The following is a 15,074-nucleotide window of genomic DNA, read 5'->3' as shown; positions in this document are numbered from 1 at the left end:
CGAGTACACCTGGGAAACCGGAAAGAGTTAACCATGACGAATCGCCAGAAATTGACGCCTGCAAGGTAGTTGCTCCTGACCAGGCAATCTGGCCCCCATCAGGTCCACGGCCTGCGGGAACGCCGCCCAGGCGGCCCTTGACGGCGCTATGGTCGGAAGCGAGTGCCGGGAAGGCGAGTCGGAAGGACGGACGTGGCCGAAGATCAGAGCGGGCCGCAGGCATCGGCGGCCGGCGAGGGGAAGACCGCCCAGCGGCTGTGGGAGCGCGAGAAGGAACTCGCCTCCGCCGAACAGGCCGTGGACAAGCTGTGCCGGGAGTTCGCCGCGGGCGGCACCAAGATCGGTGAACTGCTGCTGTTCTCCGGTCCGGCCGGTATGGGCAAGACCACGATGCTCGAACAGGTGCGCCGGATCGCCGGAGCGCGCAAGGACCCCACCGTCCTGTTCGCCCGGGGCGGCGAACGGCAGAAGCACGAACCGTTCCGCGTCCTGCGGCAACTACTTCAGCCCGTCCTCGGCAGTCTCGACCCGGACGAGCGCACCGAGGTGTTCGGCAACTGGTACAACATCGTCGCGCCCGCCGTCGGCCTGGCCCCGCCGCCCGACGCGGTCGAGCGGATCGACCCGCTCGGCGTGCACGACGGCCTGGACTTCGTCATCACCCAACTCGCGCCCCGGCGTGCCCCGTTGGTCGTGGTGATCGACGACCTGCACGTGGTCGACCAGGAGTCGCTGACCTGGCTGGCCTCGTTCGCGGTACGCGCCCGGGAACTCCCGGTGCTGCTGGTCTTCGCCTACCGCCACGAGTTCGACGAGGCGGCCCGGCCGCTCGTCCTGCAGATCCAGGAACGTGCCGAGCGCCGGCACGACCTGATGCCGCTCAACCCGCTGTCGACCGCCGAGATCGTGCACAACGAGTTCGCCGAGGCCGACGACGCGTTCTGCCGCCAGGTGTGGGCCGTCACCGCCGGCGCCCCGTTCGACACCGTCGCACTGCTGCGCGAGGTGCGCGACCAGAACCTCGAACCCGTCGAGGAGAACTCGCCCCGGCTGCGCGACCTCGCCGCGGCCGCCCGGGGCCAGGGCCGCGACTACTGGCTCGACAAACTCGGTCCGACCGTCCTCCAGTTCGCCTGGGCCGCCGCGCTGCTCGACACCGACATCGACGAGGACCTGGCCGCCGCGATCTGCGCCCAGGGCCCGGGGCAGACCGCCCAGTCGGTCCGCGAACTGCGCCGGACCCGGGTGCTCACCACCCAGCCCAACGGCAGGCTGGAGTTCGTCCACCCGCTGATCGCCGCCTCGATCTACCAGTCGATCCCGGAGGCCACCCGGGCCGGCATGCACGGCGTCGCCGCCACCGCGATCGAGGACCAGGGCGGCTCGCTGCTCGCCGCCTCCCGCCACCTGCTGGAGACCCACCCCGGCGAGGGCGACGACTCGATGGTCCGCAAACTGCGCCGGGCCGCCGCCGAGAACCTCGCCATCGGCGCCCCCGAAGCCGCCCGCCGCTGCCTGGAACGCGCCCTCGCCGAACCACCGGACGAGGACTACCGCGCCGAGGTGCTGTACGAACTCGGCAGCGCCGCACTGCTCACCGACCCCGAGGCCACCGCCAACCAACTGCGCCGCGCACTTGACATCGAGGACGGCCTCAACGCCGACCTGCGGGTCGAGGCGGTGTTCCGACTGTCCGAGGTGATCGCCCACGGCGGCGACCTGAACGGCGCCGCCCGGCTCTGCCTGACCGAGGCCGAGAACACCACCGAAGGCCTCGGCCGGGTCCGGCTGCTGACCGCCCACCTGCTGTACACCGCCCTGCGGCGCGACGAGGACAACGGCCCCGAGCGGGCCCGGAAGGTCGCCGAACTCGCCGCCCAGGTCGAGGAGGAGAGCGAGGCCTCCCGGCCGGTGCGCGCCCTGCACGCCTGGGACCTCACCCTCAAGGGCGGCCCCAGCGCCGAGGCACTGCGGGCCGCCGAGGACGCGCTGGTCAACGGACGGCTGTCGCGCAGCCTCGGCTGGACCAACACCACCTGGAACTTCGAACTGCCCGCGCTGCTCGGCCTGTGCTTCGCCTACAACGACGAACTCGCCCGCGCCGAAAAGCTGTTCAGCTCCGCCATCCTGGAGTTCGAGATCGCCGGGTGGAGCGGCGCGCACCGCGGCTTCGCCTACTTCCTGATGGGCTTCGCCCGGCTGCGCCGCGGCTTCCTCCCGGAGGCCGAGGACTTCCTGCGCCGGGGCCTGCGGATCGCCGACCGGATGGGCACCGGGCTGCCGTTGCAATGGAACCTGGTCGGCTCGCTGATCGACACCCTGCTGGCCCGCGGCCGCGACCGGGAGGCCTGGGAGGTCGCGCAGCGGTACCGGTTCTCGCCGCCGTACCACCAGACCGCGCTGGTGCTGCCCGATGTCGCCACCATCTACGGCAAGTTGCTGATCTCCCGCGGCGACTACGACATGGCCGTCGAGGTGCTCGCCGAGACCGGCATGCGGCTGGACAAGCGCGGCTGGCGCTCCACCGTGCACGCGCCGTGGGCCGGTTACCTGGCCGTGGCGATGGCGCACCGGGATCTGCCGTCCGCACGAAAGAACGGCGACGACGCGGTGGCCCGGGCCCGGGAGTCCGGTTCGCCGTCGGCGATCGGCAGCGCGCTGCGGCTGGCCGCCAGTGTGTGGGAGGGGCCGCACGCCGTCGAGCTGCTCCAGGAGGCGGTCGGCTGCCTCGGCCGCTCCCCGGCCAGTTACGAGCACGCGCACGCGCTGGTTGACCTCGGCGCCGCCCTGGTGCAGGTCGGCCGCAGCCTGGAGGCCGCCGAACACCTCTACCAGGGAATGGAGTTGGCCAAGCACTGCGGGGCCGACGGTCTGGAGGTGCGGGCCCGCAACGTGCTGTCCGCGTCCGGGCTGCAGCCCAACCGGACGCTGGTGCCGAACAAGGTCAACCTCAACCCGCAGGAGCTGGAGGTCGCCGAACTGGCGGCGCTGGCCCTGCCGCCGCAGCGGATCGCCGAACGGCTGAAGCTGCCGGTGTCGGTGGTCAAGCAGCGGCTGGCCGCCGTGCACCGCAAGCTCGGCACCGGACCGGACGGTCTCGCCGACGCGCTCGGCCTGCCCGGCGGCGGCCCCGGGCAGCCCGGCTGACGGACGCTCCGGCGCGCGGGAGCGGGTCACCTCCCCGTGCGCCGGGCCCCGCTACGCTGGCCGAAAAGGGTGATCACGAACCAAGGAGCAGCCCATGACCGCGCCGGACCGGCCCGCCGAGGTGCACCGGGCACCGTACGACCTGTCGGGGGCCGGCATGGGCCTGGAACGGTGGACGCTGCGCTCCGGCCTGATCGAGGCCACCGTCATCACGCTGGGCGCGGCGCTGCACACCCTGACCGCGCCGGACCGGGACGGCACGCCCGCCCAGGTGCTGCTGACCACCGAGGACGTCGGCACGCTGCTCGGCCCGGCCAAGCACTACGGCGTCACCGTCGGCCGGTACGCCAACCGGATCGCCGACAGCCGGATCACCCTGGACGGCGAGGACCACCCGCTGCTGCCCACCGGACACGGCGTCACCCTGCACGGCGGCCCCGACTCGTTCTCGCACCGGGTGTGGGAGGCCGAGGAGATCCCCGGCGGGGTGCGGATGCACCTGCACTCGCCGGACGGCGACCAGGGCTTCCCCGGCGCGCTGGACGTCTGGACGGACTTCACGCTGAGCGGCGCCGAACTGACCATCTCCTACCGGGCCGTCACCACCAGGCCCACGGTGGTCAACCTCACCAACCACGCCTACTTCAACCTGGCCGGCGAGGGCCGCGGCGACGTGCTCGGCCACCTGCTGACCATCGACGCGGACGCCATCACGCCGGCCGACGAGCGGCAGATCCCGTACGGCCCGTACGAGCCGGTGGCGGGCACCGCGTTCGACTTCACCACGGCCCGGCCGATCGGCGAGGGCCTGGCGGAGGGGCACCCGCAGCTGAAGCAGTCGCGCGGGTACGACCACAACTGGGTGCTGCGCGAGCGCCCCGCGGACGGGCCGCCGGTGCGGGCGGCGGTGCTGGCCGACCCGGGCAGTGGGCGGACGCTGGAGGTGCTGACCACCGAGCCGGGGTTGCAGGTGTACACGGCGAACGGTTTCGACGGCAGCGTCACCGGCCCGTCCGGTACGGCGTACGGCCCGTTCGCCGGCGTCGCGCTGGAGACCCAGCACCACCCGGATTCGCCGCACCAGCCATCCTATCCGTCGGCCGAACTGCGGCCGGGGCAGGAGTTCCGCTCCAGCACGGTGCTGCGGCTGGGCACCTCCGGCTGAGTCCAGGAGCTGTATCGAGAAGGGCCCCGGGAGCTGTCCCGGGGCCCTTTTTCGCTGCTCAGCGGTGGTGGGAGTGCGAGGAGTTTCCGCAAGGCCACGGATGGTCAAGACGCGCGGCGGCAACACTGAGGACACGTCGATGTAACGATCGCCGATAACTTGCGGAAACTTGCTGCAAGACCTTTCAGGCGTGCTTGCCGCGCTGTTACGTTCCTGCTCAAGCCCGACGGCCTGCGACGGCGCGGTCGGCCCGGACAGCCATTATGCGCGGTCCTCCCCCACTCGGGCACCCTCATCTTTCTAGGAGTTTCCATGCGGCGTGGTATCGCGGCCTCCGCTCTCGTTGCGGCTCTTGCGGTCACTCTTGCAGCGTGCGGCAGCAGCGGCTCCGGCTCGGACGCCAAGAGCGACGGACCGGTCACCATCACCTACTGGGACACCTCGAACGCCACCAACGAGGCGCCGAACTACCAGGAACTGGTCAAGAAGTTCGAGGCCGCGAACCCGAACATCAAGGTCAAGTTCGAGAACGTGCCGTTCGACCAGGCGCAGACCAAGCTGCAGACCGCGATGGGTGCCAAGGGTGCGCCGGACGCCTTCCGCTCCGAGGTCGGCTGGACCTCCGCCTTCGCCAAGGCCGGCTACCTGGAGCCGCTGGACGGCACCCCGGCGCTGACCGACGCCGCCGCCTTCCAGCCGTCGCTGATCCAGCAGGCCAAGTACGCGGGCAAGACCTACGGTGTCCCGCTGGTCACCGACACCCTCGCCCTGATGTACAACAAGGAGCTGTTCGCCAAGGCCGGCATCGCCGCCGCGCCGACCACCTGGGACGAGCTGAAGGCCGACGCCGCCCAGCTGAAGGAGAAGGCGGGCGTCGACGGCTTCTGGCTGAAGGCCGGCGACGGCTACTACGCCATGCCGTTCCTGTACGGCGAGGGCACCAACATGGTGGACGCCGCGGGCAAGAAGGTCACCGTCAACTCGCCCGAGGCGGTGAAGGCGATCGAGACCTACAAGACGATGTTCACCTCGCCCGGCACCGCGAAGGCCGACGTCACCACCGACGCCTACGCGCACATGATGGACGCCTTCAACAACGGCAAGGTCGCGGCGATCATCCAGGGTCCGTGGGAGGTCACCAACATCTACAAGGGCGCCTCCTTCGCCGACAAGAAGAACCTCGGCATCGCCGCCGTCCCGAACGGCTCCGCCAAGGGCGGCGCCCCGACCGGTGGCCACAACGTCTCGGTCTACGCCGGCTCCGACGCCGCCCACAAGGCCGCCGCCGAGAAGCTCGCCGCGTTCCTGACCTCCGCCGAGAGCCAGACCTTCCTCGCGCTGAAGAACGGCACCCTGCCCACCCGCAGCGACGCCTACACCGCCGAGGTCAAGGCCAACCCGGGCATCGCCGACTTCCAGGCGATCCTGGCCTCCGCCCAGCCGCGCCCCGAACTGCCCGAGTACGCCTCGCTGTTCGGCTCCTTCGGCACCAACCTCGGCAAGATCGTCCAGGGCCAGTCCGACACCAAGGCCGGCCTGGACGCCACCGCCACCGACTACGCGAAGCTCCTGCCGGACTTCAAGAAGTAAGTCGGAACCAGGCTCGCCCGGCCCACACCTGACGGTGGGCCGGGCGCCCGCCGTCACACCACACAGCACCAGTCGCCGAGGCAGGCGGCGGACCTCCCGGAGAAGGTGTCAACCCATGGCAGTTGCGGTCGTTCAGCGCATCAAGCTGTCGTACTCGAAGTACTGGTACGCGTACGCGATGGTCGCGCCGGTCGTGATCGTCCTCGGGGTGCTGGTCGGCTACCCGCTGGTCCGCGGCTTCTACCTGACCCTGACCAACGCCACCAGCCTCAACGTGGGCCGCCAGATCGGCGTCAACCACATACCCGACAGCTTCGACTTCGTCGGCCTCGACAACTACGCGGACGTGCTGTGGGGGCCGACGTCGTACGACCGGTTCTGGTCGCACTTCGTCTGGACCGTCATCTGGACCGCGGTCTGCGTGTTCCTGCACTACAGCATCGGCCTGGGCCTGGCGATGCTGCTCAACCGCAAGATGCGCGGCCGCAGCGTCTACCGGCTGATCCTGATCCTGCCCTGGGCGGTGCCGACCTTCGTCACCGTCTTCTCCTGGCGGCTGATGCTCGCCGACGGCGGCGCCGTCAACGGCCTGCTGTCGATGCTGCACCTGCCCGAACCCGGCTGGCTGTCCGACCCGTTGGCGCAGAAGTTCGCCGCGATCCTGGTCAACACCTGGGTCGGCGTGCCGTTCATGATGATCTCGCTGCTCGGCGGACTCCAGTCGATCCCGGCCGAGCTGTACGAGGCCGCCGAGATGGACGGCGCCAGCGCCTGGCAGCGGTTCCGCTACGTCACCCTGCCCGGCCTGCGGACCGTCTCCTCCACCGTCGTGCTGCTCGGCGTGATCTGGACCTTCAACCAGTTCGCCATCATCTACCTGCTGTTCGGCTCCGGCGCTCCCGACGCGCAGATCCTGGTCACCTGGGCCTTCCGCCTCGGCTTCGGCCAGCAGCCCTCGGACTACGCGCAGTCGGCGACCTACGGAATCCTGCTGCTCTCCATCCTGATCGTCTTCACCGGCTTCTACCGCCGCTGGACGGCCCGGGTCGAGAAGGCCAACGGATGAGCGCCGACGCCCGTACGGGAACCGACCCCCAGCCCAAGGACCAGGACCAGGCAGGTAGCCCCATGACACTCACCGCCGACCGCCCCGCCGACCGCCCCGCCGCCGACGCGAAGCCCGCCGGACGACCCGTCAAGGTCCGGCTGCGCGGCGAGTCCTCGCCGCTGGCCACCGTGCTCTCGCACGGCACCCTGATCGTCGCCAGCCTGATCGCCCTGTTCCCGGTGCTGTACATCGCGTACATCTCGCTGGGCCCGGACGACATGGACTACCTGCACCCGGCGAAGATCATGGACAAGGCCACCCTGGCCAACTACGGGCGGGTGCTGGGCGACACCGGCTTCCTCACCTGGTTCGGCAACTCGGCCATCGTGGCCGGCGGCACCACCCTGATCGGCGTGCTGATCGCCGCCACCACCGGCTACGCGGTCTCCCGGATGCGCTTCCCCGGCTACCGCCCGCTGATGTGGGCCCTGCTGGTCACCCAGATGTTCCCGATCGCCGTGCTGATCGTGCCGATGTACTACATCCTGTCCAGCCTGCAGATGCTGGACAGCTACACCGGCCTGATCCTGGTCTACTCCACCACCACCGTGCCGTACTGCGCCTGGCTGCTGAAGGGCTACTTCGACACCATCCCGGTGGAGATCGACGAGGCCGGCCGGGTCGACGGACTGTCGCCCTTCGGCGCCTTCTGGCGGCTGGTCCTGCCGCTGGCCCGCCCGGGCCTGGCGGTGGCCGCGTTCTACTCCTTCCTCACCGCGTGGGGCGAGGTCGCCTTCGCCTCCACCTTCATGCTCTCGTCCAGCAAGTACACGCTGGCGGTCGGCCTCGCCTCGTTCGTCAGCGAGCACGACCACCAGTGGCAGCTGATGGCCGCCACCTCGGTGCTCATCGCCATCCCCGCCGCGGTCGTCTTCTACCTGGTGCAGCGCCACCTGGTGACCGGCCTGACGGCCGGCGCGGCGAAGTCCTGACCCTCCGTTTCCACAGCACCCAAGGGATGACTGTCCTATGACCCAGAACCTGGCCGACGCCTCCCGGCCCGCCGCTGTTCCCGTCGCTCGGACGACTGCTGCGACCACCGGGGCCTCCAGAGGCGGCTGGTGGCGGGACGCGGTCATCTACCAGGTGTACCCGCGCAGTTTCGCCGACGGCAACGGGGACGGCATGGGCGACCTGCCCGGCATCCGCAGCCGGCTGCCCTACCTGCGCGACCTCGGCGTGGACGCGGTGTGGCTGTCGCCGTTCTACGCCTCGCCGCAGGCCGACGCCGGGTACGACGTCGCCGACTACCGTGCCGTCGACCCGATGTTCGGCACCCTGCTGGACGCCGACGGGCTGATCCGCGACGCCCACCAGCTGGGCCTGCGGATCATCGTCGACCTGGTCCCCAACCACTCCTCCGACCAGCACGAGTGGTTCCAGCGCGCGCTGCGCGAGGGCCCCGGCACTCCGCTGCGCGAGCGCTACCACTTCCGGCCCGGCAAGGGCGAGAACGGTGAACTCCCGCCCAACGACTGGGAGTCCATCTTCGGCGGCCCCGCCTGGACCCGCAGCGACAACCCCGACGGCACCCCCGGCGAGTGGTACCTGCACCTGTTCGCCCCGGAGCAGCCCGACTTCAACTGGGACAGCCCCGCGGTCGCCGACGAGTTCCGCTCCATCCTGCGGTTCTGGCTCGACATGGGCGTCGACGGCTTCCGGATCGACGTCGCCCACGGCCTGGTCAAGGCCCCCGGTCTGCCCGACCTCGGCGGCCACGACCAGCTGAAGCTGCTCGGCAACGACGTCATGCCGTTCTTCGACCAGGACGGCGTGCACGCCATCTACCGCAGCTGGCGCAAGATCCTCGACGAGTACCCCGGCGACCGGATCGGCGTCGCCGAGGCCTGGACCCCGACCGTCCAGCGCACCGCCAACTACGTCCGCCCCGACGAGCTGCACCAGGCGTTCAACTTCCAGTACCTGGGCACCGACTGGGACGCGGCGAAGCTGCGCGAGGTGATCGACCTCTCGCTCGACTCGATGCGGCCCGTGCAGGCCCCCACCACCTGGGTGCTGTCCAACCACGACGTCACCCGGCACGCCACCCGGTTCGCCAACGAGCCCGGCCTGGGCACCCAGATCCGCACCCCCGGCGACCGCCCGCTCGGCCTGCGCCGGGCCCGCGCCGCCACCCTGCTGATGCTCGCGCTGCCCGGCTCCGCGTACATCTACCAGGGCGAGGAACTTGGCCTGCCCGACGTCACCGACCTGCCCGACGAGGTCCGCCAGGACCCGTCGTTCTTCCGGCAGGCCGGGCAGGACGGCTACCGCGACGGCTGCCGGGTCCCCATCCCGTGGTCCGGCACCGAGGCGCCGTACGGCTTCGGCCCGGTGGCCGGCGGCCCGAGCTGGCTGCCGCAGCCCGCCGACTGGGCCGAACTCTCGGTAGAGGTCCAGACCGGTGACCCGACCTCGACGCTGGAGCTGTACCGCTCCGCGCTGGCCGTCCGCCGCGAACAGCCCGCGCTCGGCGCCGGCACCGAGGTCGAGTGGCTGGACGCCCCCGAAGGCGTGCTGATGTTCCGTCGCGAGGCGGCCGAAGGGTCGTTCGTGTGCACCGTGAACACCACCGGGGAGAGCGTGACCATTCCGGCGCCCGGCCGGCTGCTGCTGTCCTCGGCCGCCACGGTGGAATCCGAGCACACCGAACTCCCGGCCGACAGCACCGCATGGTGGGCGGTCTGAGGTGGTTGCAATAGGCTCTGGGCTCGTGACTACAGCGCGACTCTCCGACATCGCGGCGCAGGCGGGGGTCAGCGAAGCCACCGTCAGCCGCGTACTCAACGGTAAGGCGGGCGTCTCCGCGACCACCAGGCAGACCGTACTGGCCGCGCTGGACGTGCTCGGCTACGAACGGCCCACCCGGCTGCGCCAGCGCAGCGCCGGGCTGATCGGCCTGATCACCCCCGAGCTCAGCAACCCGATCTTCCCCGCGCTCGCCCAGGTCATCGAACAGGTGCTCAGCCGGCACGGCTTCACGCCGGTGCTGTGCACCCAGACCCCGGGCGGCTCCACCGAGGACGAACTCGTCGAGATGCTGGTGGAACGCGGCGTGGCCGGCATCGTGTTCGTCTCCGGACTGCACGCCGACACCACCGCCGACCATGACCGGTACGCCAAACTCTCCGGCCGCCAGGTCCCGTTCGTGCTGATCAACGGCTACAGCGAGAAGATCGCCGCACCGTTCATCTCCCCGGACGACCGGGCCGCGATGTGGATGGCCGTCCAGCACCTCGTCGAACTCGGCCACGAACGGATCGGGCTGGCAGTCGGTCAGAAGCGGTTCGTCCCCGTGCTGCGCAAGATCGAGGGCTTCACCGCCGCGCTCCAGCAGCTCACCGGGCGCACCGCCGAAGAGGCCGGGGAGCTGATCCACCACACCCTGTTCAGCGTCGAGGGCGGGCACGCCGCCGCCCAGGCACTGCTCGACAAGGGCTGCACGGCGATCGTCTGCGGCTCGGACATGATGGCGCTCGGCGCGATCCGCGCGGTGCGCCGGCGGGGCCTGTCGGTGCCGCAGGACGTCTCGGTGGTCGGGTTCGACGACTCGCCGTTGATAGCGTTCACCGAACCGCCGCTGACCACCGTGCGCCAGCCGGTCGAGGCGATGGCCACCGCCGCCGTCGACGCCCTGCTGGAGGAGGTCGGCGGAAACCCGGCGCAGCGCTCGGAGTTCATGTTCCAGCCGGAGCTGGTGATGCGGGGCTCGACCGGGTCGGGTCCGCGCAACTGATCGGTGTCTTAAGGCATTTGCGGCCCTCGCTCCTCGGTGGAGCGGGGGCCGCAGGCGTTTTCAGGTGTAGAGCTGCTCGATGTCGCGGCGGTAGGCGGTGCTGACGGCCTGCCGGCGGACCTTCAGGGACGGGGTGAGCAGGCCGCGTTCCTCGGTGAAGTCGCCGCCGACCACGCGCACCCGGCGGATCGACTCGGCGCGCGAGACGGTCGAGTTGACGGCCTGCACCGCCTCGGCGAGTGCGGTCAGGACGGCGGGGTGGACGGGGACGGCACTGGTCACGTCCTGGGCTTTCGTGGTGGCCGGCGGGCGTTGTTGCAGGAAGTGCTCCACCGCCTCCGGGTCCAGGGTGAGCAGCGCGCCCACGTACGGGCGGTCGTTGCCGACCACCAGGGCCTGGCTGATCAGCGGGTGGGCGCGCAGGCGGTCCTCCAGCGGGCCGGGGGAGACGTTCTTGCCGCCGGAGGTCACCAGGATCTCCTTCTTGCGGCCGGTGATGGTCAGGTAGCCGTCCTCGTCGAGCCGGCCCAGGTCGCCGGTGGCGAACCAGTGTTCCCGTTCGGGTGTTGGCGCGCCCAACTCGTAGTAGCCGTCGAAGATTTGTGGCCCGCTCAGGAACACCTCGCCGTCCTCGGCGATCCGTACCGCGCTGCCCGGCACCGGCGGCCCGACGGTGCCCGGGCGCGGACGCAGCGGCGGGTTCACGGTGGACGGGCCGGTGGTCTCGGTCAGCCCGTAACCCTCGTACACCAGCACGCCCGCGCCGGCGAAGAACAGCAGCAGCTCCGGGTCGATCGAGGAGCCGCCGCTGATCGCGTACCGGATCCGGCCGCCCATCGCCTGCCGCACCCGGCGGTACACCAGGGCGTCGTACAGGCCGTGCGCCAGCCGCAGCGACAGCGGGGCGCGGTCGCCCCCGCCGTCCAGCGCGGCCAGTTCGGCTCGGGCGTAGCGCTTCCGCAGCCGCAGCGGCAGCGGGGCGCGGTCGCCCCCGCCGTCCAGCGCGGCCAGTTCGGCGCGGGCGTAGCGCTTCGCGACCTCGGCCGCCCGGTCGAAGACCCGCACCGCGCCCTTCGCCTGCGCCTCGGCCCGGCCCAACTGGTGGATCTTCTCGAACAGGTAGGGCACGCCGACCAGGAAGGTGGCGCCGAACTCGGCCAGGTCGGGCCGGAGTTCGGCGGGCTTCAGGGACGGGCTGTGGCCGAACCGGATCCGGCCGAACACGCACGTCACCTGGATCATCCGGCCCAACACGTGCGCCAGCGGCAGGAACAGCAGGGTGGACGGCGTCTCCCCGGTCGCCGCGGTGAACACCGGCTCCAGCAGGGCGTGGCAATTCGCCGCCTCGGTGAGGAAGTTGGCGTGGGTGAGCAGGCAGCCCTTGGGGCGACCGGTGGTGCCAGAGGTGTAGATCAGGGTGGCCTCACTGTCCGGGCCGAGAGCCGCCCGCCGCTTCTCCAACTCCCCGGCGGGCACCGCCTTCCCGAGCTCACCGAGGGCCTCGACGGCGTTCTCGTCCAGCCGCCAGAGCGGCACCGTGCCGCCGGTGCGGGCGATCGCCGTGGTCAGCACCTCGGCGGTGTCGGCGTCCTCCGCGACCGCCAGGGCCGCGCCGGAGTCCCGGACGATCCACTCGGCCTGCTCGACCGAGGAAGTCGGGTACACCGGCACCAGGGACGCACCGGCCGCCCAGGCCGCGAAGTCCAGCAGCGTCCACTCGTAGCGGGTGCGCGACATCAGCACGATCCGCCCGCCCGGGCGCACCCCCACGGCGATCAGCCCGCGGGCGGTCGCCGCCACCTCATCAGCGAACTGACGTGCCGTCACATGCTGCCAGCTGCCTGCGGGTTGACGTCTGGTGAGCACCTCGACGTCCGGGGCTTCGGCGGCGTTGCGGAACGGCAGGTCGGCGAGGCTGCCGGAGTCCGGCAGCGGGACGAGGTGCGGGGTGCGGGCCTCGACCACCCGCCCGTCGGAGTGCAGGACTTCGACGGGCGCGCGGTCGCGCAGGTGCTCGGCGCGGGCGGCACGGGCGAGGGGGTGTGCCATCAGCGAACTCCCTTGGGTGGGGTGGGGTTCGCCCAGGGTAGGGACTCCGCCGCGAACTTACTAGACGGTAAGTTCCTTGACGGTAACGGGTGTTGGGCTTCGCTTCGGCCGCTGCGTTCAGCCCTCTTCGACGGTCGGGGCCGGGCCGGTGAAGCGCTCGCCGTCCCGGCTGCCGCCGGTGCGGGCCTGGGTGCGACGGCCGGTGGACAGGTAGTCGCGCACCAGCAGCTCCACCGCGTCCTGCGGGCTGCTCACGCCGAGGCGCATCATTGCCTCCAGCGCGAGGTCCGCGTCCAGCGTGATCGTCACCTTCGCCATCGCATCGCTCCAGGGGCTCGGGACCGCTTCCGGCCTTCGGCGTTCGGCGTTCGGCGTTTGGCGTTCGGCCTTCGGCGTTCGGCCTTCGGTCTCGGCCGAGGATAGGCCGCTGCCCCCGGAGCCGACCAGGGTCCCCGAGGGCAGCGGTGTCCGCGGTGCGGTCACCTCATGCGCGTGCGCGTGGTGTGCGCGGTGCGTGTGGTGTCAGGCGGTTCAGACCCGACCGGCGAAGTCCGGCGCCCAGTTGGCGATGGTCTCGGTCTTCACACCGGACTTCGGGTTGGCGGCCTCGACGTACTTGCCGTCGCCGATGTAGATCGCCACGTGGTAGACGCCCGAGTTGGAGCCGTTGTTCGACCAGAACAGCAGGTCGCCCGGCTGCAGGCTGTTCAGCGAGACCCGGGTCGAGTAGTCGGCCTGGTCCGCGGCCACGCGCGGCAGGCTGATGCCGGCCTGGCGGAACGCGGCCTGGGTCAGGCCCGAGCAGTCCCAGCCGCCGTTGCCGGTGCCGCCGTAGATGTACGGCTGGCCGACCTTCGACAGCGCGAAGTCGATCGCCGCGGCCTTGGAGCCGGTCGCCTTGACGGCGGCGGTGGCGGTCGTGGTGGCGGTCGTGGTGGTGGCGGCGGGCTTGGCGGGGGTGCTCGGCTGGGCCGGCGCGGGGGTGCTCGGCTTGGCCGGGGCGGACTGCTTGGCCGGCGCCGACTGCTTGGCCGGGGCCTGGGCGACCGCGACGTTGCCGAGCGCCAGCTTCTGACCGGGGTAGATCATGTCCGGGCCCTCGGTGAGGACGGAGCGGTTCAGCTCGTACAGCTTCTCCCAGCCGCCCTCGACGTTCTGACGCTGGGCGATGGCGGACAGCCAGTCGCCCGCCACGACGGTGTAGCTGCCGGAGGCCTGGGTGTCGGCCTGCGGCTGAGCCTGCGGGCGGCTCTGGGCCTGGCCCTGGCGCTGCTGCGGGGCCGGCTGCTGGGCCTGCTTCGGCGCCTGCGGCTGGGCCGGGGCCTGGGCCTGCGGCTTGGCGGCGGTGGAGCCCGTGGAGGTGTCGACCTGCGGGGCGGCGCCGCCCTTGGTCAGACCGGCCTGGACCGAGCACACCGGCCAGGCGCCGGGGCCCTGGGAGGCCAGCACCTTCTCGGCGACGGCGATCTGCTGGTCCTTGGTGGCCAGGTCGGCGCGCGGGGCGAACGCGGTACCGCCGAAGGCGGCCCAGGTGGAGGCGGTGAACTGCAGGCCGCCGTAGAAACCGTTACCGGTGTTGATCGACCAGTTGCCACTGGACTCGCACTGCGCGACCTTGTCCCAGGTGGCCACCGAAGCGGCGGAGGCGGTACCCGCGGCCAGGCCGGGGACCGTGAGGCCGATGCCCACAACACCAGTGGTGGCAATCAGACGGCGGGCGCGCTTGGCGCTGATGGGCAGCATGAAGAAGCGTTCCTCTCCCACGCCTGCGAGGTGAGCTGTCGGATTCGGGCTGGAGTTGCCCGGCCGCGCACACCTTTCGGCGCGCACGGCTTCACCCCAAGCCCCGGACCGGTCCGTCAGGACCGTCCCAGGGCGACTTACCTGGTTCCCCCGCCCCTGCCGCGGTGCGTCATTGCATGAGCCGGCCCACCCGGCGGCAGGATTCGGCGTTCCGGGCGAGCTGGGTCCGTGTGTCCACGAACGTGGGCAGGACATTAAGCGGAATTAAGGACGATTAGCAAATTCCTGTGACGGTCGTCACCGGGTCCGGAAAATTCGATCAAGGAATTTCGAGCGAACTCCACGGCGCGCGGCCAAACCTGGGCTTCCGTCAGGAAATTGGCGATCTTGTGCCCGTTTTGGGTGGTTATGTGGCTTGCCGGGCGAATATTCACTTTGGTTAGCGTTTGCGATCGACCGGATGGGAGGTTGTGGACGTTCTGTCCACCTTGTCCCGGGCGCTGAAGACCCTTTGCTGACAGGTCGTGGAATTGCGG

General features: G+C 70.9%; 11 protein-coding genes and 1 riboswitch. Of the genes, 8 read left to right on the top strand and 3 right to left on the bottom strand.

Translation table 11 applies throughout. The features are described 5' to 3' along the window. The first annotated feature begins 192 nt into the window (after positions 1-192). The 7 genes from ACFYS8_RS26255 to ACFYS8_RS26225 all read left to right on the top strand — a co-directional run bounded on the left by ACFYS8_RS26255 (position 193) and on the right by ACFYS8_RS26225 (position 10,746). Entirely contained in the window at positions 193-3,147 is a 2,955-nt protein-coding gene (locus ACFYS8_RS26255; protein WP_387645086.1) for an ATP-binding protein, read from the top strand. Between the two features lie 94 nt (positions 3,148-3,241). Then, a complete protein-coding gene (locus tag ACFYS8_RS26250) occupies positions 3,242-4,312 on the top strand; it encodes an aldose epimerase family protein (protein WP_387645084.1) in 1,071 nt (356 codons plus the stop codon). A 312-nt stretch (positions 4,313-4,624) separates the two neighbouring features. Beyond that, positions 4,625-5,902 (top strand): extracellular solute-binding protein, encoded by a 1,278-nt coding sequence (locus tag ACFYS8_RS26245; protein ID WP_387645081.1) that lies wholly within the window; start codon positions 4,625-4,627, stop codon positions 5,900-5,902. 115 nt (positions 5,903-6,017) lie between these two features. Beyond that, positions 6,018-6,968: a carbohydrate ABC transporter permease gene (locus ACFYS8_RS26240; protein WP_387645079.1), complete on the top strand. Its 951-nt coding sequence runs from the start codon at positions 6,018-6,020 to the stop codon at positions 6,966-6,968. Between the two features lie 62 nt (positions 6,969-7,030). Continuing rightward, the gene (locus ACFYS8_RS26235) at positions 7,031-7,942 is read left to right on the top strand and encodes a sugar ABC transporter permease (RefSeq protein ID WP_387645947.1); all 912 of its coding nucleotides are present in this window, start codon (positions 7,031-7,033) and stop codon (positions 7,940-7,942) included. Positions 7,943-7,979: 37 nt separating this feature from the next. Continuing rightward, positions 7,980-9,698, top strand: coding sequence for a glycoside hydrolase family 13 protein (locus tag ACFYS8_RS26230; protein ID WP_387645077.1), 1,719 nt, complete (start codon positions 7,980-7,982; stop codon positions 9,696-9,698). A 25-nt stretch (positions 9,699-9,723) separates the two neighbouring features. Further along, on the top strand, positions 9,724-10,746 hold the full coding sequence (locus ACFYS8_RS26225) for a LacI family DNA-binding transcriptional regulator (protein WP_387645074.1): 1,023 nt from the start codon (positions 9,724-9,726) through the stop codon (positions 10,744-10,746). A 60-nt stretch (positions 10,747-10,806) separates the two neighbouring features. Here ACFYS8_RS26225 and ACFYS8_RS26220 read toward each other — a convergent pair whose 3' ends face one another. From ACFYS8_RS26220 to ACFYS8_RS26210, 3 genes are all read right to left on the bottom strand, one after another. Continuing rightward, positions 10,807-12,795, bottom strand: coding sequence for an AMP-dependent synthetase/ligase (locus ACFYS8_RS26220; RefSeq protein ID WP_387645071.1), 1,989 nt, complete (start codon positions 12,793-12,795; stop codon positions 10,807-10,809). Between the two features lie 117 nt (positions 12,796-12,912). After that, complete coding sequence (locus ACFYS8_RS26215; RefSeq protein ID WP_387645068.1) at positions 12,913-13,113, bottom strand: hypothetical protein; 201 nt, start codon at positions 13,111-13,113, stop codon at positions 12,913-12,915. Between the two features lie 213 nt (positions 13,114-13,326). Further along, the gene (locus ACFYS8_RS26210) at positions 13,327-14,538 is read right to left on the bottom strand and encodes a transglycosylase family protein (protein ID WP_387645065.1); all 1,212 of its coding nucleotides are present in this window, start codon (positions 14,536-14,538) and stop codon (positions 13,327-13,329) included. A gap of 5 nt (positions 14,539-14,543) precedes the next feature. Beyond that, positions 14,544-14,720, bottom strand: a riboswitch (cyclic di-AMP (ydaO/yuaA leader). Positions 14,721-14,825: 105 nt separating this feature from the next. Here ACFYS8_RS26210 and ACFYS8_RS26205 point away from each other — a divergent pair. After that, a complete protein-coding gene (locus ACFYS8_RS26205; RefSeq protein ID WP_387645062.1) occupies positions 14,826-14,981 on the top strand; it encodes a hypothetical protein in 156 nt (51 codons plus the stop codon). Positions 14,982-15,074 lie beyond the last annotated feature (93 nt).

Source organism: Kitasatospora sp. NPDC004615, from assembly GCF_042873545.1.
Classification (GTDB): domain Bacteria; phylum Actinomycetota; class Actinomycetes; order Streptomycetales; family Streptomycetaceae; genus Kitasatospora.
This window is presented reverse-complemented; position numbering and strand designations above follow the sequence as displayed.

Excerpts from the sequence above, each read along its gene's own strand:
- ACFYS8_RS26250 (WP_387645084.1), top strand. The coding sequence starts at position 3,242 with ATGACCGCGCCGGACCGGCCCGCCGAGGTGCACCGGGCACCGTACGAC.
- ACFYS8_RS26245 (WP_387645081.1), top strand. The coding sequence starts at position 4,625 with ATGCGGCGTGGTATCGCGGCCTCCGCTCTCGTTGCGGCTCTTGCGGTC.
- ACFYS8_RS26240 (WP_387645079.1), top strand. The coding sequence starts at position 6,018 with ATGGCAGTTGCGGTCGTTCAGCGCATCAAGCTGTCGTACTCGAAGTAC.
- ACFYS8_RS26235 (WP_387645947.1), top strand. The coding sequence starts at position 7,031 with ATGACACTCACCGCCGACCGCCCCGCCGACCGCCCCGCCGCCGACGCG.
- ACFYS8_RS26230 (WP_387645077.1), top strand. The coding sequence starts at position 7,980 with ATGACCCAGAACCTGGCCGACGCCTCCCGGCCCGCCGCTGTTCCCGTC.
- ACFYS8_RS26220 (WP_387645071.1), bottom strand. The coding sequence starts at position 12,795 with ATGGCACACCCCCTCGCCCGTGCCGCCCGCGCCGAGCACCTGCGCGAC.
- ACFYS8_RS26215 (WP_387645068.1), bottom strand. The coding sequence starts at position 13,113 with ATGGCGAAGGTGACGATCACGCTGGACGCGGACCTCGCGCTGGAGGCA.
- ACFYS8_RS26210 (WP_387645065.1), bottom strand. The coding sequence starts at position 14,538 with ATGCTGCCCATCAGCGCCAAGCGCGCCCGCCGTCTGATTGCCACCACT.